The organism is Pseudomonas segetis (assembly GCF_900188155.1).
GTDB classification, from domain to species: Bacteria; Pseudomonadota; Gammaproteobacteria; order Pseudomonadales; family Pseudomonadaceae; genus Aquipseudomonas; species Aquipseudomonas segetis.
Genome location: NZ_FZOG01000001.1, coordinates 767,104 through 788,694 on the forward strand (window position 1 = coordinate 767,104; position 21,591 = coordinate 788,694).

At 46.7% G+C, this 21,591-nt stretch carries 19 protein-coding genes; all 19 read left to right on the forward strand.

Annotated elements, in window-relative coordinates:
• Positions 1 to 140: 140 nt before the first annotated feature.
• The 19 genes from hisC to CHB79_RS03705 all read left to right on the forward strand — a co-directional run bounded on the left by hisC (position 141) and on the right by CHB79_RS03705 (position 21,583).
• Positions 141 to 1,250, forward strand: a complete 1,110-nt coding sequence (gene hisC, locus CHB79_RS03615; RefSeq protein ID WP_089358908.1) for a histidinol-phosphate transaminase — start codon at positions 141 to 143, stop codon at positions 1,248 to 1,250.
• 59 nt (positions 1,251 to 1,309) lie between these two features.
• Positions 1,310 to 3,514, forward strand: a complete 2,205-nt coding sequence (locus tag CHB79_RS03620; RefSeq protein WP_089358909.1) for a bifunctional prephenate dehydrogenase/3-phosphoshikimate 1-carboxyvinyltransferase — start codon at positions 1,310 to 1,312, stop codon at positions 3,512 to 3,514.
• The gene (gene cmk / locus CHB79_RS03625) at positions 3,514 to 4,200 is read left to right on the forward strand and encodes a (d)CMP kinase (RefSeq protein WP_010483287.1); all 687 of its coding nucleotides are present in this window, start codon (positions 3,514 to 3,516) and stop codon (positions 4,198 to 4,200) included. Before CHB79_RS03620 ends, cmk begins: the two co-directional genes overlap by 1 nt.
• A gap of 147 nt (positions 4,201 to 4,347) precedes the next feature.
• On the forward strand, positions 4,348 to 6,033 hold the full coding sequence (gene rpsA / locus CHB79_RS03630; protein WP_010483290.1) for a 30S ribosomal protein S1: 1,686 nt from the start codon (positions 4,348 to 4,350) through the stop codon (positions 6,031 to 6,033).
• Positions 6,034 to 6,509: 476 nt separating this feature from the next.
• The gene (gene ihfB / locus CHB79_RS03635) at positions 6,510 to 6,794 is read left to right on the forward strand and encodes an integration host factor subunit beta (RefSeq protein ID WP_010483292.1); all 285 of its coding nucleotides are present in this window, start codon (positions 6,510 to 6,512) and stop codon (positions 6,792 to 6,794) included.
• 320 nt (positions 6,795 to 7,114) lie between these two features.
• A complete protein-coding gene (locus tag CHB79_RS03640) occupies positions 7,115 to 8,170 on the forward strand; it encodes an LPS O-antigen chain length determinant protein WzzB (protein ID WP_245851327.1) in 1,056 nt (351 codons plus the stop codon).
• Between the two features lie 116 nt (positions 8,171 to 8,286).
• Positions 8,287 to 9,585 (forward strand): lipopolysaccharide biosynthesis protein, encoded by a 1,299-nt coding sequence (locus tag CHB79_RS03645; protein WP_089358911.1) that lies wholly within the window; start codon positions 8,287 to 8,289, stop codon positions 9,583 to 9,585.
• Between the two features lie 16 nt (positions 9,586 to 9,601).
• Complete coding sequence (gene pseB, locus CHB79_RS03650; RefSeq protein ID WP_089358912.1) at positions 9,602 to 10,600, forward strand: UDP-N-acetylglucosamine 4,6-dehydratase (inverting); 999 nt, start codon at positions 9,602 to 9,604, stop codon at positions 10,598 to 10,600.
• A 3-nt stretch (positions 10,601 to 10,603) separates the two neighbouring features.
• Positions 10,604 to 11,764, forward strand: coding sequence for a UDP-4-amino-4,6-dideoxy-N-acetyl-beta-L-altrosamine transaminase (pseC, locus tag CHB79_RS03655; RefSeq protein ID WP_089358913.1), 1,161 nt, complete (start codon positions 10,604 to 10,606; stop codon positions 11,762 to 11,764).
• Entirely contained in the window at positions 11,761 to 12,468 is a 708-nt protein-coding gene (pseF, locus tag CHB79_RS03660) for a pseudaminic acid cytidylyltransferase (protein WP_089358914.1), read from the forward strand. Before pseC ends, pseF begins: the two co-directional genes overlap by 4 nt.
• Complete coding sequence (gene pseG, locus CHB79_RS03665; protein ID WP_089358915.1) at positions 12,465 to 13,556, forward strand: UDP-2,4-diacetamido-2,4,6-trideoxy-beta-L-altropyranose hydrolase; 1,092 nt, start codon at positions 12,465 to 12,467, stop codon at positions 13,554 to 13,556. Before pseF ends, pseG begins: the two co-directional genes overlap by 4 nt.
• 9 nt (positions 13,557 to 13,565) lie before the next feature.
• Positions 13,566 to 14,123: a UDP-4-amino-4,6-dideoxy-N-acetyl-beta-L-altrosamine N-acetyltransferase gene (gene pseH, locus CHB79_RS03670; RefSeq protein ID WP_245851329.1), complete on the forward strand. Its 558-nt coding sequence runs from the start codon at positions 13,566 to 13,568 to the stop codon at positions 14,121 to 14,123.
• A 2-nt stretch (positions 14,124 to 14,125) separates the two neighbouring features.
• Positions 14,126 to 15,172 carry a pseudaminic acid synthase gene (gene pseI / locus CHB79_RS03675; RefSeq protein ID WP_089358916.1) on the forward strand — a complete coding sequence of 349 codons (1,047 nt, stop codon included), beginning with the start codon at positions 14,126 to 14,128 and terminating at the stop codon, positions 15,170 to 15,172.
• A 95-nt stretch (positions 15,173 to 15,267) separates the two neighbouring features.
• Positions 15,268 to 16,380, forward strand: coding sequence for an EpsG family protein (locus CHB79_RS03680; protein ID WP_245851351.1), 1,113 nt, complete (start codon positions 15,268 to 15,270; stop codon positions 16,378 to 16,380).
• Between the two features lie 38 nt (positions 16,381 to 16,418).
• Complete coding sequence (locus CHB79_RS03685) at positions 16,419 to 17,369, forward strand: polysialyltransferase family glycosyltransferase (RefSeq protein WP_089358918.1); 951 nt, start codon at positions 16,419 to 16,421, stop codon at positions 17,367 to 17,369.
• A 19-nt stretch (positions 17,370 to 17,388) separates the two neighbouring features.
• Complete coding sequence (locus CHB79_RS03690) at positions 17,389 to 18,333, forward strand: NAD-dependent epimerase/dehydratase family protein (protein WP_089358919.1); 945 nt, start codon at positions 17,389 to 17,391, stop codon at positions 18,331 to 18,333.
• A 45-nt stretch (positions 18,334 to 18,378) separates the two neighbouring features.
• Positions 18,379 to 19,569 carry a glycosyltransferase family 4 protein gene (locus tag CHB79_RS03695; RefSeq protein WP_245851332.1) on the forward strand — a complete coding sequence of 397 codons (1,191 nt, stop codon included), beginning with the start codon at positions 18,379 to 18,381 and terminating at the stop codon, positions 19,567 to 19,569.
• Positions 19,566 to 20,564 (forward strand): UDP-glucose 4-epimerase family protein, encoded by a 999-nt coding sequence (locus CHB79_RS03700; protein ID WP_245851333.1) that lies wholly within the window; start codon positions 19,566 to 19,568, stop codon positions 20,562 to 20,564. Before CHB79_RS03695 ends, CHB79_RS03700 begins: the two co-directional genes overlap by 4 nt.
• On the forward strand, positions 20,561 to 21,583 hold the full coding sequence (locus tag CHB79_RS03705; RefSeq protein WP_089358920.1) for an MraY family glycosyltransferase: 1,023 nt from the start codon (positions 20,561 to 20,563) through the stop codon (positions 21,581 to 21,583). The genes CHB79_RS03700 and CHB79_RS03705 overlap by 4 nt, the downstream gene beginning before the upstream one ends.
• Positions 21,584 to 21,591 lie beyond the last annotated feature (8 nt).

Sequence of the window (21,591 nt, forward strand, 5' to 3'; positions counted from 1 at the left end):
TTTTCCATCCACCGAAGAGCGGCGTGATTTTAGGGTGGACAAGCTTCGTGTTGCCCACCCCAGGGTTGGTATTTTTGCATTCGGCATCTGTGGCACCGAATATTCAACAAACGAGTTTTGCGGATTTAACGAGGCAAGCAATGAGTTGTGATTTCCTCGCGCTGGCGCAGCCAGGCGTGCAAAAACTGTCGCCCTATGTACCAGGCAAGCCGGTTGATGAGTTGGCGCGTGAGCTGGGGCTTGATCCGGCCAATATCGTCAAGCTGGCCAGCAACGAGAACCCGCTTGGCCCCAGCCCTAAGGCGTTGGAGGCTATTCGCGCCGAGCTGTCGGAGTTGACCCGTTACCCGGACGGCAATGGTTTTTCGCTGAAAAGCCTGCTGGCACAGCGCTGCGGTGTCCAGGCCCAGCAAGTGACCCTGGGCAATGGTTCCAACGACATTCTTGAGCTGGTTGCCCGCGCTTACCTGGCGCCTGGGCTTAATGCGGTATTCAGCGAGCATGCCTTTGCGGTTTACCCAATCGCTACGCAGGCAGTCGGCGCGCAGTGCAATATTGTCCCGGCCAGGGACTTTGGCCACGACCTGCAAGCCATGGCCGAGGCCATCAATGAGCAGACCCGTGTCGTGTTCATTGCCAACCCGAACAACCCGACGGGTACCTGGTTTGGCCCGCAAGCCTTGGCTGAGTTTTTGGCCAAGGTGCCCGAGTCCGTGTTGGTGGTGCTGGACGAGGCCTATATCGAATATGCCCACGGCAGTGAACTGCCGGACGGCCTTGATTACCTGGACCAGTACCCGAATTTGTTGGTGTCGCGCACCTTTTCCAAGGCTTACGGCCTGGCGGCGCTGCGCGTCGGTTATGGCATCAGTAGCGCGCAAGTGGCCGATATATTGAATCGCGTCCGTCAGCCCTTCAACGTCAATAGCCTGGCACAGGCAGCTGCGTGCGCTGCGCTTGATGACCTTGAATACCTGGCGCAAAGCCGCAAGGTCAATGATGACGGCATGGCCCAGCTTGAGGCGGGTTTTCGTGAGCTTGGCCTGAACTGGATACCCTCGAAAGGCAATTTTATCGCGGTCGATCTGGCGCGTGATGCTGGGCCAATCAACCAGGCGTTGCTCAGCGAAGGCGTTATCGTGCGGCCAACGGCCAACTACGGCATGCCAACCTATCTGCGCGTATCCATTGGCCTGCCCGAAGAGAACAGCCGCTTCCTCGCTGCATTGCGTAAGGTACTTGACGCGTGAGCGAGGTTAAATCTGCTGCAACTGAGTCGCCTGTAACTTCTGCGCAATCCTCTGCCCCTATGATCGGCCGCCTGGTGGTGGTGGGGTTGGGCTTGATTGGGGGCTCCTTTGCCAAGGGTTTGCGTGAGCGTGGCGTTTGTCGTGAGGTGGTCGGGGTTGACCTTGATCCGCAATCACGGGAAACGGCTGTCGCCCTCGGCGTGGTGGATCGTTGCGAGGAGCAATTGGCGCTTGCCTGCCAAGGCGCCGACGTGATCCAGCTAGCAGTGCCGATTCTGGCCATGGAGCGGGTGCTGGCTGAGCTGGCCGCGCTTGACCTGGGTAATGCTGTGCTGACCGATGTGGGCAGCGCAAAAGGCAATGTGGTGCGCGCGGCGAGCCTGGCCTTTGGTGGCATGCCTGCTCGTTTTGTGCCGGGGCATCCGATTGCGGGTTCGGAGCAGAGCGGTGTCGAGGCTGCCAATGCGGAGCTGTTTCGCCAGCATAAGGTGATATTGACGCCGCAGGACGGCACCGATCCGCAAGCCCTGCAGCTGGTCGACCAGTTGTGGCGACAGCTTGGTGCCGATGTCGAGCACATGCAGGTCGAGCATCATGATCAGGTGTTGGCCGCCACCAGCCATTTACCGCATTTGCTGGCGTTTGGTTTGGTCGATTCACTGGCTAAACGCAGTGAGAACCTGGAGATTTTCCGTTACGCTGCCGGCGGCTTTCGCGACTTTACCCGTATCGCAGGCAGCGACCCGGTGATGTGGCACGATATCTTTCTGGCCAATCGCGAAGCTGTATTGCAGAACCTGGACGTATTTCGCAGCGATCTCGACGCACTTCGTGCCGCGGTCGATGCAGGGGATGGGCATAAACTGCTGGGCGTCTTCACGCGCGCCCGCGTTGCCCGCGAACACTTCAGCAAAATTCTAGCCCGCAGGGCTTATGTGGACGCTATGCATACGAATGATCTGATTTTCCTGGCTAATCCTGGTGGCAAGGTCACTGGCAAGATTCGCGTACCGGGCGATAAATCCATTTCCCATCGCTCGATCATGCTCGGTTCGATTGCCGAAGGCATTACTGAAGTAGAAGGTTTCCTCGAAGGTGAAGATGCGCTCGCGACATTGCAGGCATTTCGCGACATGGGTGTTGTGATCGAAGGCCCGCACCATGGTCGCGTGACCATTCATGGCGTCGGCCTGCGCGGTCTCAAGGCGCCGCCTGGCCCGATCTATGTCGGTAACTCGGGTACATCCATGCGTTTGCTCAGTGGCTTGTTGGCGGCGCAGCCGTTCGACGTCACGCTGACTGGCGATGCCTCGCTGAACAAGCGCCCGATGAACCGAGTGGCCAAGCCTTTGCGCGCCATGGGCGCCATTATCGAGACGGCTGCCGAAGGGCGTCCGCCATTGACCGTGCGTGCAGGTGGTCGCTTGGGCGGCATGACCTATGAAATGCCAATGGCCAGCGCCCAGGTTAAATCCTGCCTGTTGCTGGCGGGCCTCTATGCTGCGGGTTCGACCACTGTTATCGAGCCGGCGCCGACGCGTGACCATACCGAGCGCATGTTGCGTGGCTTTGGCTACCCGGTGACGGTTGAGGGCAGCTCGGCGACCGTGGAGTCGGGCCATACCTTGAAGGGCACCCATATTGAAGTGCCAGCGGATATCTCTTCCGCCGCATTCTTCCTGGTTGCCGCCAGCATTGCCGAAGGCTCTGACCTGCTGTTGGAGCATGTTGGCGTCAATCCGACCCGCACCGGCGTGATCGATATCCTCAGGTTGATGGGGGCCGATATCAGCCTTGAGAATGAGCGCGAGGTCGGTGGCGAGCCGGTCGCAGATATCCGCGTACGTTCAGCTAAACTCAAGGGCATCAATATTCCAGAGGACCTGGTGCCGCTGGCGATTGATGAATTCCCGGTATTGTTCGTCGCAGCCGCCTGTGCCGAAGGTCGTACCGTGTTGCGCGGGGCTGAAGAGCTGCGGGTAAAAGAATCCGATCGTATTCAAGTGATGGCTGACGGCCTGATCGAGCTGGGCGTCAGCGCCGAGCCAACACCGGACGGCATCATCATTGAAGGCGGCGCTATGGGCGGCGGTGAAGTGCATGCCCACGGCGATCACCGTATTGCCATGGCCTTTAGTGTGGCCTCGCTACGCGCCGGTGCGCCAATCCGTATCCATGACTGCGCAAACGTCGCCACTTCATTTCCCAACTTCCTGGCGCTGGCCGCGCAGGTTGGGATGCAGGTTGGCGAGGAGGACAAGTGATGAATGCTGCGCCAGTAATCGCAATCGACGGGCCAAGCGGTTCAGGGAAGGGCACGATTGCCTGTTTGGTGGCGCAAAAACTAGGGTGGGGTCTGCTGGATTCAGGCGCCCTCTATCGTTTGTTGGCATTTTCCGCACGTAACCACGGGGTTGATATCACCAACGAAGCGTCAGTGACCATGTTGGCTGCGCATCTTGATGTGCAATTTATCGCCAACCCCGACGGCAAGGGGCAGCGCATCATCCTTGAGGGTGAAGAAGTCACGGATGCCATCCGTAATGAGCAAGTCGGCGCCGGGGCATCGCAAGTCGCAGCCTTGCCAGCCGTGCGCGAAGCCCTGTTGCAGCGCCAGCGGGCGTTTCAGGAGATGCCGGGCCTGGTTGCGGACGGTCGTGACATGGGCACCGTGGTGTTTCCGGATGCACCCTTGAAGGTGTTTCTGACCGCCAGTGCAGAAGAGCGCGCGCGCAGACGTTACTTGCAGTTGAAGGCGAAAGGCGATGATGTTAATCTTGCGAGTCTACTTGATGAGATTCGCGAGCGTGATGAGCGCGATACCCAGCGCACGGTAGCCCCGCTCAAGCCGGCAGCCGATGCAATCCAGCTGGATTCAACCGAACTTTCCATCGAGCAGGTGTTTGAACGAATTCTCAGCGAGGTCGCCATTCGCGATCTGGCTGGTTAATAGAGCTGCGGCATGAGCCGATAGTTCGCCAGGGAGGCATGCAAGAGACCAGTCCCAGTCTTGCAAGCCTCTTTTTATATGAACGTACCCACATTGTCTGGAGTGTGGTTTGGGCAGATCAACTGCCCTGAATCAACAGGAATCAACATGAGCGAAAGCTTCGCGGAACTTTTTGAAGAAAGCCTAAAAACCCTTGACATGCAGCCGGGCGCCATCATTACCGGTATCGTAGTCGACATCGACGGTGACTGGGTCACTGTTCATGCCGGTCTTAAGTCAGAGGGCGTCATCCCGCTCGAGCAGTTCTTCAATGAACAAGGCGAGCTGACCATCAAGGTCGGTGACGAAGTCCACGTTGCGCTGGACGCGGTTGAAGATGGCTTCGGTGAAACCAAGCTGTCCCGCGAAAAAGCCAAGCGCGCTGAGTGCTGGATTGTTCTGGAAGCAGCTTTCGCCGCTGAAGAAGTGGTTACGGGCGTTATCAACGGTAAGGTTAAAGGCGGCTTCACTGTCGACGTTAACGGCATCCGTGCGTTCCTGCCAGGTTCTTTGGTCGATGTTCGTCCAGTGCGTGATACCACTCATCTGGAAGGCAAAGAGCTGGAATTCAAGGTCATCAAGCTGGACCAGAAGCGCAACAACGTTGTTGTTTCTCGTCGTAGCGTCCTCGAAGCTGAGAACAGTGCTGAGCGCGAAGCTCTGCTCGAGTCTCTGCAGGAAGGCCAGCAAGTCAAAGGTATCGTCAAAAACCTCACCGACTACGGCGCGTTCGTGGATCTGGGCGGTGTCGACGGCCTGCTGCACATCACCGACATGGCTTGGAAGCGCATCAAGCATCCTTCCGAGATCGTCAACGTTGGTGACGAAATCGACGTTAAGGTTCTGAAGTACGATCGCGAGCGTAACCGTGTATCGCTGGGCCTGAAGCAACTGGGCGAAGACCCATGGGTTGCTATCAAGGCTCGTTACCCAGAAAGCACTCGCGTTGTTGCACGCGTAACCAACCTGACCGACTACGGCTGCTTCGCAGAGCTGGAAGAAGGCGTGGAAGGCCTGGTGCACGTATCCGAAATGGATTGGACCAACAAAAACATCCACCCATCCAAAGTCGTTCAGGTTGGCGATGAAGTGGAAGTTATGGTTCTCGATATCGACGAAGAGCGTCGTCGTATCTCCCTGGGTATCAAGCAGTGCAAAACTAACCCATGGGAAGATTTCTCGGGTCAGTTCAACAAGGGCGACAAGATCTCCGGCACCATCAAGTCGATCACCGATTTCGGTATCTTCATTGGTCTGGACGGCGGCATCGACGGCCTGGTTCACCTGTCAGACATCTCCTGGAACGAAGTCGGCGAAGAAGCCGTACGTCGCTTCAAGAAGGGCGACGAGCTCGAAACCGTCATCCTGTCTGTTGATCCAGAGCGTGAGCGCATCTCCCTGGGCATCAAGCAACTGGAAGAAGATCCGTTCTCCGACTACGTTGCCATTAACGATAAAGGCACAATCGTGACCGGTACCGTTAAAGAAGTTGACGCCAAGGGCGCTGTAATCACCCTGGCTGAAGGCATCGAAGCCACACTGAAAGCCTCTGAAATCAGCCGTGACCGCGTTGAAGACGCGCGCAACGTTCTGAAAGAAGGCGAAGAAGTTGAAGCCAAGATCATCAGCGTTGATCGTAAGAGCCGCGTAATCAGCTTGTCGATCAAGTCGAAAGACGTTGAAGACGAAAAAGAAGCAATCAAGGAAATGCGCACCAAGCAGGACGAAGCTGCTCCTGCTGGTCCGACCACCATTGGTGATCTGATCCGCGCACAAATGGAAAACCAGAACTAAGTTCGGGTAATCCAAAGAAAAAGGGAGCCTTCGGGCTCCCTTTTTTGTGCGCGCGAGTTGTTGGGTAAGCTTGGCGTTGCCACACCCACAATCCGTAGGGTGGAAGACGCTTCACCCTTCCACCATTGGTGTAGCAATCACTTCGGTCATTTGCTTGAGGCCTCATCTCTGGTGGACAAGCTCCGCATTGTCACACCCTACAGTCCGTAGGGTGGAAGACGCTTCATCCTTCCACCATTGATGCAACAATCACTTCTGTCATTAGCCTGAGGCCAATTCCCGGCAGGCAGGCTTCACATGCTGCTCTCCATGGGATGAAGCTTACAAATACCTGAACGGGTTGTTTTAATGCTGCAATAGGGGTTGTGAATGGAATCAACGGCATGGAAGCGTTTCTAGAGGCTGTTCAAAAGCTTGGGAGCATGCTAAAACCTAACTATCGAGTGATCTAGCCGCTTGAAAACGAAGGGAAAATTATGACCAAGTCGGAATTGATCGAAAGGATCGTGACCCATCAAGGCCAGCTCTCATCCAAGGATGTCGAGCTGGCAATTAAAACAATGCTTGAGCAAATGTCGAGCGCCTTGTCATCAGGCGATCGTATTGAGATTCGCGGCTTTGGCAGCTTCTCGCTGCATTTTCGCGCTCCACGCGTGGGCCGTAACCCCAAGACGGGTCAGTCCGTCAGCCTCGACGGCAAGTTTGTCCCGCACTTCAAGCCAGGCAAAGAACTGCGTGATCGGGTGAACGAGGACGACTAGTCCTGTTCCTGTTTCGGTAGACAAATGGCTTAATCAATCAATGATTTAGCTGTTTGTTGTAGTAGCAAGCTGCTTATCTAAAACGTTAAACTGCGCACGTTTTTGTCTTTGGCAGGGGCGTTGTACGTAGCAGGGATCTATCGTCAGTAAAAACTCCTGGGTTTACGTCGGGAAATGGAATTTGCGTAAGAAACGGGCGTCTAAGCTAGCTGGACCGCCATTTAACCTTGCAGCCAAGGTATAGCGCATAACGCATGCTATGTAGCAGGAGGTGCAGACCTTCGTGCTCATGATGGGCAATGACAAAAACGGGAGCTTCTGTGAATCAAAGAATAACTGCTGAACAATCTCACGCCTCTGATGAGATCGATTTAGTTGAGCTGGTTAAACAACTCTGGCTGCAAAAGTGGCTAATTATTGGCTGCACAGTACTCATTACGGCTCTTGCTGCCGCTTATGCATTTCTCAGCACTCCTACCTACCAAGCCTCCGCAGGGGTAATGCCGCCTCGTCTAAGCGATATTGCCGGCTACAACCTGGGCCGCAGCGAAGCAAAGCTCAATGAGTTTACCGTTGAAGATGTCTACGGCGTTTACAAGCGCAACCTGCTGTCCGGCTCACTAAAGCGCCAGTTCTTCGATGAAGTCTATTTGCCCAGCTTGCCAGCTGAAGATGCAGGCGCTGCAAAAGACAAATTGTGGGATCGTTTCAACTCTGATTTCAGTGTCCAGGCACCCGATGCCAAAAACAACCCCGACTATTTTGTTGTAAAAGTCGAAGGCATACAGCCTGAAGTCGTGGCTGAGTGGGCCAACAAGTACGTGAAAATGGCTGCAGACAAGTCGGAAGAGGGCATGCAGACCAACCAACTGACAGAGATCGGTACCAAGGCCCAGTCTCTTGCCAGACAGGTTGATGCGCTGCGTCTAACCGCCGAAAAAAGGCGTAAAGACAGAATAGCACGCCTTCAAGAGGCGCTGATTGTGGCTGATGCCGTAGGCTATGACTCGCCACAAGTGACACCAGGAAAAACCTCATCAGACGGCGATTTTGCCGAGTTTATGGACGGTAACCTGATGTACATGCGCGGCGCCAAAGCCGTCAAGGCAGAGCTGGCCGTATTGGAAAAACGAACCAACGACGATCCTTTTATCGTTGAGCTGCGTGGCATCGAAAACCAAATGGATTTCCTGCAGAAAATCGACGTGAATCCAGATAATGTTGCTGTATTCACCTTCGATAGTCCGGCACTTACTCCGGAGACGCCTACTGCCCCTAAAAAGCTTTTGATTTTAGTTTTAGGAGGCTTCGTCGGGCTAGGATTGGGTGTGTTTATTGCATTTATACGGATGTTTTTTATTAATCGAACTGATTGAGAAATATGTTTTTTCCTCTATGTTAAGCTTAATCGGGAAGTTCCTAGTCTTTATTTGGCTAGAGATAAACCATGAAATAAGCCTAAAGGGTGGGAGGAAGGGCCTGAAAGTTAATCATGCTAATTAAAGACTTAATAAAAAATAATATTTTCCATCACCGTTTAGCGCTGCTAGCTAATATTTTGCTGCGTGCTATAACGCTTGGTGCTAGGTTTTTACTAATATTTTTTCTAGCCCGCTATTTAGTACCAGCTGATTTGGGTATGTATGGTTTGCTTATCGCTACAATCGGTTATGCCTTATATTTTCTTGGACTAGATTTTTATACATTTACCACTCGCGAATTACTTAAGAAACCAACAGATAAGTGGGGGGGGCTTCTCAAAAGCCATGGGGGATTGGCGCTTACCCTTTACGCCATATTTTTGCCCATATTACTGAGTGTTTTCTGGAGTGGGAGTCTCCCTTGGTCGCTCGTATATTGGTTTTTTGTACTTGTTGTGCTTGAGCATATAAATCAAGAGTTAATGCGTCTGCTCATAGCTATATCTGAGCCTTTGATGGCCAATGCAGTACTGTTTTTTCGGCAGGGCTTGTGGGCCGTTATAGTTGCTGGCGTCATGTATTTTTGCCCCGCACTGCGTAGTTTGGAGTTTGTACTGCTCGCGTGGTGTATAGGGGGAGCCCTTGCATTGCTTTTGGCAGTGTATCGACTTCATCAACTTAGAATAGAAGGTTGGAGCAATAAAATAGATTGGCACTGGATTGGTCAAGGGCTTAAGGTTGCTCTTCCTCTACTGGTAGCAACTCTTGCGTTGCGTGCTTTATTTACGATAGATCGATATTGGGTTGAAGCGCTGGGTGGACTGGAAGTGCTAGGTGCTTATGTTTTATTTGTTGGGTTTAGCAATGCCTTGTTAGCATTTTTGGATGCAGGAGTTTTTGCATTTATTTATCCTGGGTTAATTCGTTCATTTCAGAAGCAGGATGCGCCTGCTTATAAGCAGGGTTTAAAAAAGCTGGCAGTCCAAACCGTGGTGTTATCAATTGTTTTCGTGGTTTTTGCATCGTTTTTGATAGGGCCGCTTTTGATTTGGTTGGACAAGCCACTATATGTTGAACAGCAAGCCCTTTTTCCATGGGTTTTATTGGCAACTGTAATTTATGCAATAGGTATGGTTCCTCATTATGCGCTCTATGCCCAAGGCTTAGATACACCAATCATTAAAAGTCATATCGTAGGGTTGCTTGTGTTTGTAGTGGTCACTTGGCTACTCGCAACAGAATGGCCTGATTTTGCCGTACCTATCGGAGTTGCTATCGCATTTACTTTTATTTTTGCTTGGAAAATGACTGCATACGTGCAGCTTACTCCAATTGAATTTCAGCCTTACAATCCCAAGTCCGAAGTTTAAACAAAGGAATTCCTATATGTTCGACGATAAATCTATTCTTATTACTGGTGGTACAGGCTCGTTCGGCCATACCTTCGTTCCTATGATTCTGGCTCGATACAATCCGCGACGAGTCATTATTTATTCCCGTGACGAAATGAAACAGTGGGAGATGGCTAAAAAGTTTGAAGGTGATACACGCGTTCGCTTTTTTATTGGGGATGTGCGTGATCGTGAGCGTTTATATAGAGCACTGGATGGTGTGGATTACGTAGTCCATGCAGCTGCTACCAAGATTGTTCCCACAGCTGAGTACAATCCTTTTGAATGTGTAAAAACCAACATTAACGGTGCTATGAACCTTATCGATGCTTGCATCGATAAAGGCGTTAAACGTGTTGTTGCTCTATCAACAGATAAAGCCAGTAGTCCGATCAACTTGTACGGTGCAACAAAACTCGCATCTGACAAGCTTTTTGTCAGCGGTAATTCTTATGCAGGAGGGCATGACACACGCTTTGCAGTGGTTCGCTATGGCAATGTCATGGGTTCACGAGGCTCAGTAATTCCATTTTTCATGTCGATTAAGGATAAAGGTGTTCTGCCAATTACCGACGAGCGTATGACACGCTTCATGATTTCTCTTGAAGAGGGTGTGGAGTTGGTTTGGCATGCTTTTGAAGATATGGAAGGTGGAGAGATCTATGTTAAGAAGATCCCATCGATGAAGGTAACTGACTTAGCTCGCGTGGTGGCACCAGATGCGAAACAAGAGGTTGTAGGTATCCGACCTGGCGAAAAGCTTCATGAGCAGATGATTAGCGCAGAAGATTCCTACTACACTTACGAATATCCTGAGCATTTCAAGATTTTGCCCGTCATAAATGAATGGGCGACCTGCCCTAAGCGAATTAAGGAAGGCAAAAAAGTAGCTGAAGGTTTTGTCTACTCAAGTGATAACAACTCTGAGTGGATGGATGATGAGGCGCTACAGGCCTGGATTGAGAAAAATCGCGAGAAAATCGGGAGCATCTGATCAATGATTCCTTATGGTAGGCAAGATATAACCCAGGCGGACATCGATGCTGTTCTGGCTATTTTGCAATCAGATTTCCTTACTCAAGGCCCGATGGTACCGCGCTTTGAAGAAGGTGTAGCTCTGCACGTTGGTGCGCAGCATGCGCTCGCAGTAAACAGTGCAACTTCGGCTTTGCATATTGCTTGCCTGGCATTAGGTTTGGGGTCTGGCGATTACCTGTGGACAAGCCCTGTCACTTTTGTCGCCTCAGCTAATTGTGGCTTGTACTGTGGCGCACGAGTTGATTTCGTAGATATCGATCCGCGAACCTACAATCTTTGTCCGGATGCATTGGCACGTAAATTGGAGCAAGCAGAGCAAAATGGTACGCTTCCAAAGGTAGTCGTACCAGTTCACTTAAGCGGTCAGCCGTGTGATATGCAAGCTATCCATGAATTGTCCAAGCGCTATGGTTTTAGCATTATCGAAGATGCTTCACATGCCATAGGCGGCATGTATCAAAAACAATTTATTGGTAACTGCCGCTATAGCGACATTACGGTTTTTAGCTTTCATCCAGTGAAAATCATCACCACCGCAGAGGGGGGGATGGCTTTGACCAATAATACACAATTGGCAGAGCGTATGGCACTGTTGCGTAGTCATGGAATTACCCGTGAAGAATCAAAGATGACTCATGAGGCTGATGGACCTTGGTATTACCAACAGATTGACCTCGGTTTTAATTACCGTATGACCGAGTTACAGGCGGCGCTAGGCGTTAGCCAGCTAGTGCGTTTGGATGAGTACGTCGCGCGACGTCATGAGTTAGCTCGAAGATATGATCATTTGTTGAGTGATCTTCCGCTCTTGCTTCCTTGGCAGCACCCAGATAGTTATTCGGGGTTACACCTATACGTCATTCGCGTCCAACAAGATAAGCTGAATATTAGCCATAGGCAGATTTTTGAATCGCTACGCGAGCAGGGTGTTGGTGTCAATTTGCATTATATACCAGTGCATATGCAGCCATACTACCAGCGTATGGGGTTTGTTGCCGGTGATTTCCCAGAGGCGGAGAGTTACTATCGTGAGGCTATAAGTTTGCCAATGTTCCAAGCAATGACAGAAATGCAACAGGATATAGTTGTGTCTGCTTTGCAAAAGGCTTTATCCCCATGAAGCTGGCTGTGATTCCTGCGCGTGGCGGTAGCAAGCGCATCCCGCGTAAAAATCTTAAAGAATTCTGCGGCAAGCCTATGATCGCTTGGTCGATAGAGGCGGCTTTAAAGAGTGGTTGTTTTGACCTAGTAATTGTGTCGACCGATGATGAGGCAATTGCCGAGGTATCTCGTAAATATGGTGCCAGCGTGCCATTTATGCGTCCAAAAGAATTGTCAGATGATTATACTGGAACCACTCCGGTGATCAGGCATGCAATCGAATGGTTTATTGACCAAGGAATGTCGCCAACGTATGTTTGCTGCCTGTACGCTACTGCTCCTTTTATTCTTGTAGAGGACATTCGTCGAGGGTTTGAGCTGCTCAAGAAGACTGGTTGTGATTATGCATTCTCAGTAACCAGCTATGCATTTCCGATCCAACGAGCGCTTCGCATTATTGAAGATGAACGTTTAGAAATGTTCAGTGGTGAGCACTTTAATACCCGTTCTCAAGATCTTGAGGAGGCATATCATGATGCCGGACAGTTTTACTGGGGAGATGTTAATGCTTGGCTGCAAGGTAAGATGCTCTTTGGCCCATCGTCTGTGCCGGTAAGGCTTCCGCGTCATCATGTACAGGATATTGATACTCCTGAGGACTGGGTACGCGCCGAGTGGCTATTTAAAGCTATGCAGGCTCAACTTGGAAGCCTGACAAAATGAAAGTTGTATTTCGAGTGGATGCATCACTGCTTATTGGAAGCGGCCATACAATGCGCTGTCTGACAATGGCCGAGGCGCTGAGACAACAAGGTGTAGAGTGCCACTTTCTTTGCAGGAACCATAAAGGGCACCTTATAGAGCAAATTCGTGGTGCAGGTTACACAGTTCACGAGCTTCCTGTTGAGGTTGATGTATTTCCTGAACGTGATGGACTGGTTCATTCAGCTTGGTTAGGGGTAACGCAGGCACATGATGTTAAGGATTGTCAGCCAATTATTAGTGCACTGCAACCCTCATGGATTATTGTCGATCACTATGCGCTGGACTGCGACTGGGAAGAAAAGTTTCAACCCTTTTGCCAGCACCTTATGGTTATTGATGATCTAGCTGATCGTAAACATAGTTGTGATCTTTTGCTTGATCAGAATCTGGGAAGACTGGCAACTGATTATACTGCTTTAGTCCCTGAGCATTGTACGATTCTTACAGGGCCAATATATGCATTGTTACGTTCTGAATTTTATGATTTAAGAGAATATAGCCTAAAGCGAAGATCTCAGCCGAGCCTAAAAAATATAATTTTAAATATGGGGGGGGTTGACAAAGATAATGCGACGGGGAAAGTCTTATGTGCCTTAGAGCAGTGTTCACTACCACAAGACTGTAAAGTTACTGTGATTATGGGGGCAAAGGCACCTTGGATCGAAAATGTGCAAGCGCAAGCTAGCTCAATGTCTCGACTAATTGATGTAAAAGTAAATGTCAGTAATATGGCCACGTTAATGGCTGAATGTGACCTGGTAATTGGGGCTGCCGGTAGTACATCATGGGAACGCTGCTGTTTAGGAGTGCCAACATTAATGGTTGTATTGGCTCAAAATCAAGTCGAGGCGGCGAAAGCTTTAGAAGCACAAGGTGCAGCCATTTGTTTTATGCTCGAAAGTAAGTTGGTTTTAGCTTTACAAAATCAGTTTTTAAATATTGCGAATAATTATGCAGTGTTGACCAATATGATCGAATGTGCGTCCCGTGTAACCGATGGCTTAGGTTGTAAGCGTGTTGTAAACACGTTACTAGAAAAGTTTTAGGAGCATACTTTGGATACTGAGTTTGGCATTTTAAGAGGCATTGCAGCGCATGAGCATGCGCTGATGCGAGAGTGGCGAAATGCACCCGCTGTAAGAAGAAACATGTACACGCAGCATGAAATCTCTGCTGAAGAGCACGAGCAATGGTGGAGTGCAATGCTTGGGCGCAGCGATAATCAGTACTTTATGTATGAGTATCACGGAAAGCCATCAGGAATAGTTGCTTTTACAAATATCGATAATATTAGCTCTAATTCTACTTGGGCATTTTATGCTGCTGAGGACGCTCCAAAAGGGACAGGAAGTCGCATGGAGTTTCTTGCGTTAGAATATGCGTTTACGAAACTTAATCTGCATAAGCTTTGTTGCGAAGTGCTTGCTTATAATTCGCCGGTGATTAAACTGCATCAAAAATTCGGATTTAAAATAGAAGGTATTTTTAGGAATCAGCACTTCATAGATAATAGCTATGTTGATGTGTACCGTTTAGGTATTCTGGCCTCTGAGTGGGCTCAAGGTCGCGAATTAATTTTGCAAAAATTAGTCATGCTCAATCGGAGCAAGTGAATATGAAAAATTTAATCATAAATGGTCGAGAAATTGGCTCTGATTTTCCCCCGTATATAATTGCTGAGCTTTCTGCTAATCATAATGGAAGTATAGATACCGCGCTTAAAATAATAACTGCTGCAAAACGAGCAGGTGCAGATGCGGTTAAGTTGCAAACGTATAAACCAGATACAATTACATTAAATTGTGATAGCGATGAGTTTCAGATACAGGGCGGTCTTTGGGATGGCCGTACACTTTACGAGCTTTATGAAGAGGCGCATATGCCATGGGCATGGCATAAAACGTTATTTGATCACGCTCGAGAAACAGGAATAACCATTTTTAGTTCACCCTTCGATAATACTGCAGTTGATTTGCTAGAAGACCTTAATGCTCCTGCCTACAAAATTGCTTCATTTGAGGCAGTGGATATTCCTTTGATTAAGTATGCGGCTAGCACTGGAAAGCCGATGATTATTTCTACTGGTATGGCAGATGAATTCGAAATTGAAGAAGCTATCACGGCTGCTCGAGAGGGTGGTTGTAAAGAGCTGGCTATTCTCCATTGTGTGAGTGGTTATCCAGCTCCGGCGGAGGATTACAACCTCAGAACAATACCCGACATGCTTCGTCGTTTTGGAGTCGTAACAGGTCTATCTGACCATACATTGGATAATACGACAGCTATTGCAAGTGTTGCTGTAGGAAGTTCCATAATTGAAAAGCACTTTACACTAGATAGATCAGGAGGTGGGCCTGATGATAGCTTCTCGTTGCAGCCGGAGGAGTTATTTGCTCTATGTCAGGACAGTAAAACTGCTTGGGCTGCTTTGGGAAATATTAATTATGGAAAAAAGCTAAGCGAACAGTCTAACGTAAAGTTTAGGAGGTCGCTATATTTTATCAAGACATTAATGGCAGGCGAAATAATTACCAACGAGCATATTCGTAGTGTGCGTCCAGGTTATGGAATTGAGCCAAAGTATTTGGATGATGTGCTAGGACGTAAGGTTAAAGTTGATGTCAGTTATGGGACTCCTGTGAAACGTGAAATGATAGAGTGAGTTTAGTAAGCAGGGGGGGCTGTGAAGCTAGACTGAACTAAATAGAGTTATTAATGATATATATATATTACTCACTCATATGTCTGCCTTTTGCAATGTGGGCACATCGCTTTAAGCTAAATCAAGAGCGAACTGTTTATATTGCATTTGTAGCTGTTGGCGTTTTTATAGTTGGGTTCTCGTATAAGTCTGGCTCCGACTGGGTGAATTACTTAGGTGAATATACCCTTGGATGTAGTAATGGTGTATATGAACCTGGTTTTAATTTATTATGTAAGTCGTTTAGTCTCCTTGAGCTTGATTATTGGTGGTTTTCATTTTTTATTAAGAGTTCATGTCTTTTATCAATAGCAATTTTTTTGTGGAGATCTAAGGTATATCCTTTGCTATGTTTCATATCGTATATATTGGTTTCATTTGTATTTCTCGAGAATACATTGCGACAACAAGTCGCTTTGGCTGTGTTGATAGTTGCGTCGCGATTTATTTTTGATCGTGGACTTGTATTTGCTTTATTGGTATTGGTCGCAAGTACTTTTCATATCTCGGCAGTGTTTTTTTTACCCATGTATTTTTTAGTTAGACATTCAATGTTGCGATGGGGGTTGCTATTTATAAGTGCATTATATTTGTTGCTTAATATTGTTGGGGTTTCATTTATAGATGCTGTTATATCAATGTTGAGTTATGTAGATGGAGCTTATGTGAATAAGGTCTCTCTGTATTTGTCATTTGAAAAGTATCCAGTAACAATTGGGCATTTCGCCAGGTTTATTTTGTTTGTAATTTTAACAGTAGTTGTTTCGTCGTGTATTAGTAAAGAGGAGAATTTTAAGGTTAAAAGAGTAATTGTAGTTTCATTTTCTGCTGTATGTCTTATGCTCTCATATGAAATGATTTTTTATGAATTCTCTGTGTTTTGGATGCGCATTCGAGAGTACTTCATGATTTATTTTTTAGTGCTTCCAGGGTTGCTTGTGGCTAGATATTTTCCAAAGTATGCAAAAGTGTATCCCTTTGCTTTTATTTTCTATCCTCTCAGTGTTTTTTATGGGATTATAAATTTGTTGCCTGTATATGATCAGCTTTACAAGGATTATGGAAATTATATTTTTAGTCAGATATCAGATTATAGAGAGTTTGATGAGCAGCGAGATCTGGGGGTTGAAGTATATTGGGATAATTGGCGTCGCGGTGAAATTCGCTAAGTTGCTGTGGTGTCATCGAAGCTATAATGAGTCTATCTATGGTTAAGTACATTATTCAGTTTTCTACCGATTTCCACTTAATGGTTGCGCTGGCAGCAATACCTGACGCTTCAAATAATAAAATACTTATGTTAGGGCCGCGTACTTCGCTGGCGATTAAAGTTGCTAGTTATCTTCAGTCTGAATTTTTCGATATAGATGCAAGAGAGCCTAAAGTTACCATTTTTGAAGCATTTAAACTCCTTGTTAATCAAAATAAATATGGAGAGGTTGTTATCGTATCTCCATTTGTATATCCATTTTTTGCGGCAATGGCTGCAAAAAAAAATGGTGACACCGTCAAATCGATAGTCAGAACTGATGAAGGAATTGGTAGTTATGCTTCAGTTACACATTACTATACCGCCCTTCGCTTAGAGGGACAGCTAAGTGTTTTAGGTGCTTTGAAACGAGCATTAGCTAAAAAAAGTGCCATGTGGGTGACTAAGAGTTTTCGTATATGTAAAGAGATGTATTTATTCAAGTCAGATTTGACTATCGATCAAACTATTAGTGAGCGGCTTAGGTTTATTTTGGAAAATCTAGGGCTTTCTAAGCAGCTTGATAATTGCGTGGTTTATGTTAGTCAGCCATACGTTGTGTCTAGCTTTGAGTCTGGGCAATGTTATGCTGATTTTATTAAATTAATAGCTGGTCACTGTGGTGAAGGTTTACGATTTATTATAAAGAAACATCCAAGAGATGATTTTGATTACGAATCATATGGCTTTGATGTAGCATGCGGAATGCCGCTTGAAACGTATTCATTGAATAATTCTGTGGTTTTTGGATTTTCATCTACAGCACTTTTAATGGCTAAGTTTTTTTCTAACTGTCGGGATGCGTATTTTATCAAGATGGATGGGTTTGGTCCTTTTTATAATAATATGTCAGCTATGAATAGAAATTTATTCGATAATTATCTCAAATGTATAGATTCAAAAATATGAATAATGGTTGCTTATATTTATGATTGCATTGGTGCTAGGTGCTTCGGGTTTTATCGGGTCAAAATTGGTTTCTCGTCTGCTTCAGCAGGGAGTGCATGTAAGGCTTGTAACAAGATCTGATAATCTTGCATATTTATCTAGCAATGAACAAGTAGAAATTATAAAGATGGATTTGTTAGATCGCACAGCTCCATTTGATGAAATTATTAATGGATGTAACGTGATATTTAATTGCGCTGGCGAACTTAAAAATATAAATAGAATGAGAGGCTTGCATGTTAAAGTTGTTCAAAATATGATCAATGCATGTCAACGGCTCTCTCTTAAATCTAACTGCTCCATTCATTGGGTGCAGTTAAGTAGTGTTGGTGCTTATGGGAAAGGGGATGGCCGGTGTAGAGTCGTTACGGAAGAGACGGTAACGAATCCACATGGGGAGTATGAGATTACCAAAACTGATGCTGATAAAATAATAATGAGTTCTGAGGGAAGTTTTACCTGGAGCATACTGCGTCCTTCAAATGTTTATGGGCCAGGTATGCCCAACAATTCTTTGCGGCAGTTAGCAAAAATCATTTCTAAACGTTTGTTTTTTTACATAGGCTTTCATCGATCAATTGCTACCTATGTGCATGTCGATGATGTCGTTTCAGCATTGATTTTATGTGCGTCTGATCAGCGTGCAAAAAATCAAGTTTTCAATGTTTCCAATGATTGCTATTTGGATAGAGTTATCAATGCTATAGCAAGCTATTATTCAGTTTCGATACCAAGAATAAGATTGCCTATCCCGCTCGTTAGATGCTTAGTATTTATAGTGTCCCGCGTTGTCTCATTGCCTATAAATCAGGAGCGTATAAATGCCTTGGTTTCTAGAACAAGATATCCAACATCGAAGATTGAAGCTGTGCTTGATTTTTCGCCTTCAAAAGCACTTGATTCAAATATTGAGGATATTTTTTAATGTGGTTTTATTATTTAAATATTTATCAGATGGAAGGGAATTGGTTTGCTAATTGGAAATAAAGGACGTCAACGTGCCATCAGTAACTTACATGTGGCTCGAGTTTCAACAGTCCCTTTTTTTGTAATTACTCAGTTAAGTGCTCAGTTATCCGCTTTAGTAAGGGCGGGAGCGAAGGTATCGGTTGTCGCCAGCGATGATGAGCACTCCTGCGCTCTAAGTACAGTTGGTGGGGTTAGGTTCTATCCAGTTAATATTTGCCGTAATATTAGTTTGATTAAAGATCTAAAAAGTCTTTTTCAGCTCATCAAGCTTTTTCGAGCACAACGTTTTGATATTGTTCATTCGACAACTCCTAAGGCCGGTTTGCTCTGCGCGATAGCGGGTTGGATAGCACGTGTGGACGTGCGTTTGCACACGTTCACAGGTCAGCCTTGGGTCACAATGAGTGGACTCAAACAAAGATTATTAAAGCTGTGTGACCGTCTAATCGGAATGCTTAATACTCACTGTTACACAGATAGTATTAGTCAAAGGGAGTTTTTAGTCAGTTCTGGAATCGTTTCACCATCTAAAATCTCAGTGGTCGGTACTGGTTCTTTGGCGGGAGTAGATGTTAAGCGTTTTAGTCGTGATCGATTCTCTTACCATGATCGATTAGCACTTCGTACATCTCTTTCTATACCCCAGTGCTCTAAAGTAGTCCTATTTGTTGGTAGAGTTACACGTGATAAAGGAATACAAGAGCTCTTAGACGCGTTTTCTTGTGTACAATCTTCTCTCAGCGATGATGTCGTATTACTTGTCGTCGGCCCTTTCGAGCCTGATGCCAAATTATTATTTGAGAATTTCGGCGATGATATAGCACATAGCAACATACGGATAATTGGATTTTCTGATACTCCTGAGTCATACATGGCAATAGCTGACGTACTTTGCCTTCCAAGTTATCGTGAAGGTTTTGGGACTGTAGTAATCGAAGCTGCTGCTATGGGAGTGCCAACCATTGGTACTAATATCTATGGCTTATCTGATGCTATTGTGGATGGCGAAACTGGTCTTCTTGTTCCGGTCAAAGATTACCGAGCTTTAGCCGATGCTTTACATAAAGTATTAGATGATGATGTACTGCGGACAAATATGTCGATAAGTGCCTGTTCTCGAGCTGTTAAAAGTTTCGATTCTGAGTATTGTTCTAATTTACTCATACAGGAATATGAGGGTTTTTTCAGATGACGATGCACTGCACTCCTGGTGAAGATCAGCCTTGTCGTGTCATGGTCACTGGTGCTTCCGGTTTTGTAGGGAAGAACCTACTTGGCTGCTTAAGTACTTTAGACGGGGTACATCCCGTTGCTATATATCGACATGCTAGTTGCACTGATGATGCGCTTTTTGATAGTTACAGTGTTGGAGATATTGGTTCTACTACCGACTGGTCTTCAGCACTTGCACATTCAGATGTTGTTGTACATTCAGCAGCTAGAGTCCATGTGATGAATGAGGTTTCTGCCGATCCGCTTAATGCTTTTCGTGAGGTTAATGTTGAAGGTACTTTAAACTTAGCACGCCAAGCTGTGTCTTTTGGTATTAAACGTTTTATTTTTATTAGCTCTATCAAAGTCAATGGTGAAAGTACTGAGCTCAACCATGCCTACAAAGCTGATGATTTACCAAAGCCTACTGATCCTTACGGGATATCGAAAATGGAGGCTGAGCAACAGTTAATTGACTTGGCTGCCACGACGGATATGGAGGTTGTGATTATTCGGCCGGTATTAGTTTACGGGCCAGGTGTAAAGGCAAATTTTCTAAATATGATGCATTGGTTGAATAAGGGGGTTCCCCTACCATTCGGCTCTATTAATAATTTGCGCAGTATGGTTGCGTTAGATAATTTGATTGATCTTATTGTTACTTGTTTAAAGCATCCTGCTGCAGCAAATCAAATTTTTTTGGTAAGTGATGGTGAAGATTTATCTACAACCATACTACTTAAAAAAATGGCTACAGCTTTAGGAAAGTCAGCACATTTATTGCCTCTGCCAAACTGGTTGTTACGGCTGATTTTTACTGCTATTGGAAAACAAGCTATTGGCCAGCGTTTATGTAGCTCTCTACAGGTTGATATTAACAAAACGCGAGATTTACTTGACTGGGCACCACGGGTTTCAGTTGATAATGCTTTGCGTAAAACAGCCAATGATTTTTTGCGGAGCCTTAATAAATGACTATCTGGTGGGTATTACCCGCAGCAACAATACTCGCAGTTTTTCTTACGGGTGCTCTGCGTCGTTATGCATTGGTACATAGCTTGATGGACTTGCCTAATGCTCGGAGTTCACATTCAATTCCCACTCCAAGGGGGGGAGGTGTTGCAATAGTTGCAAGCTTTTCATTATTTCTTTCTATTGCTGCTTTTGGGGGGGGTGTTTCATCCTCGTTTGCGTGGGCATTACTGGGTGCTGGGTTAGGTATTGCATTTCTTGGTTTTCTAGACGATCACGGTCACATTATTGCACGTTGGAGATTAGTGGGGCATTTTTCCGCCGCTGTTTGGATTCTTTTTTTATTAGATGGCCTTCCTCCCATTGTTTTTTCCGGATATAAAATTGATTTGGGATGGTTTGGTCATGTCGTAGCAGCATTTTATCTAGTCTGGCTGCTTAATTTGTATAACTTTATGGACGGTATAGACGGGATAGCGAGCTTTGAGGCTGTCTGTGTCAGTATTGGAGCTGCACTTTGTTACGTTATAGTGGAGCAGGGTTCGTTAATTCTAGCTCCTTTAACGCTTGCATTTGCAGTTCTCGGTTTTCTGTATTGGAATTTCCCACGCGCTCGGATTTTTATGGGCGATGCTGGCAGCGGATTTCTTGGAATTATATTAGGTGGTATGTCGATTCAAGCGGCTTGGGCTGCTCCGCAGCTATTCTGGTGCTGGCTAATTTTGTTAGGTGTATTTATTGTTGACGCTACATTCACCTTAGTCCGAAGATTATTACGTGGTGATAAGGTTTACGAAGCCCATCGTAGTCATGCTTACCAGCATGCATCTCGATTTTTTAAAAGTCATTCATCAGTAACACTTGCTGTTATTGCAATCAACGTGCTTTGGCTGATGCCCATTTCCGTGGTTGTTGCGTATGGCTTGATCGATGGTTTTTTTGCTACGCTTCTGGCTTATACTCCTTTGGTTTATCTGGCTATAAGGTTTCATGCTGGCGAGCTTGAGTCTCAAAAGAATTGAATACAGTG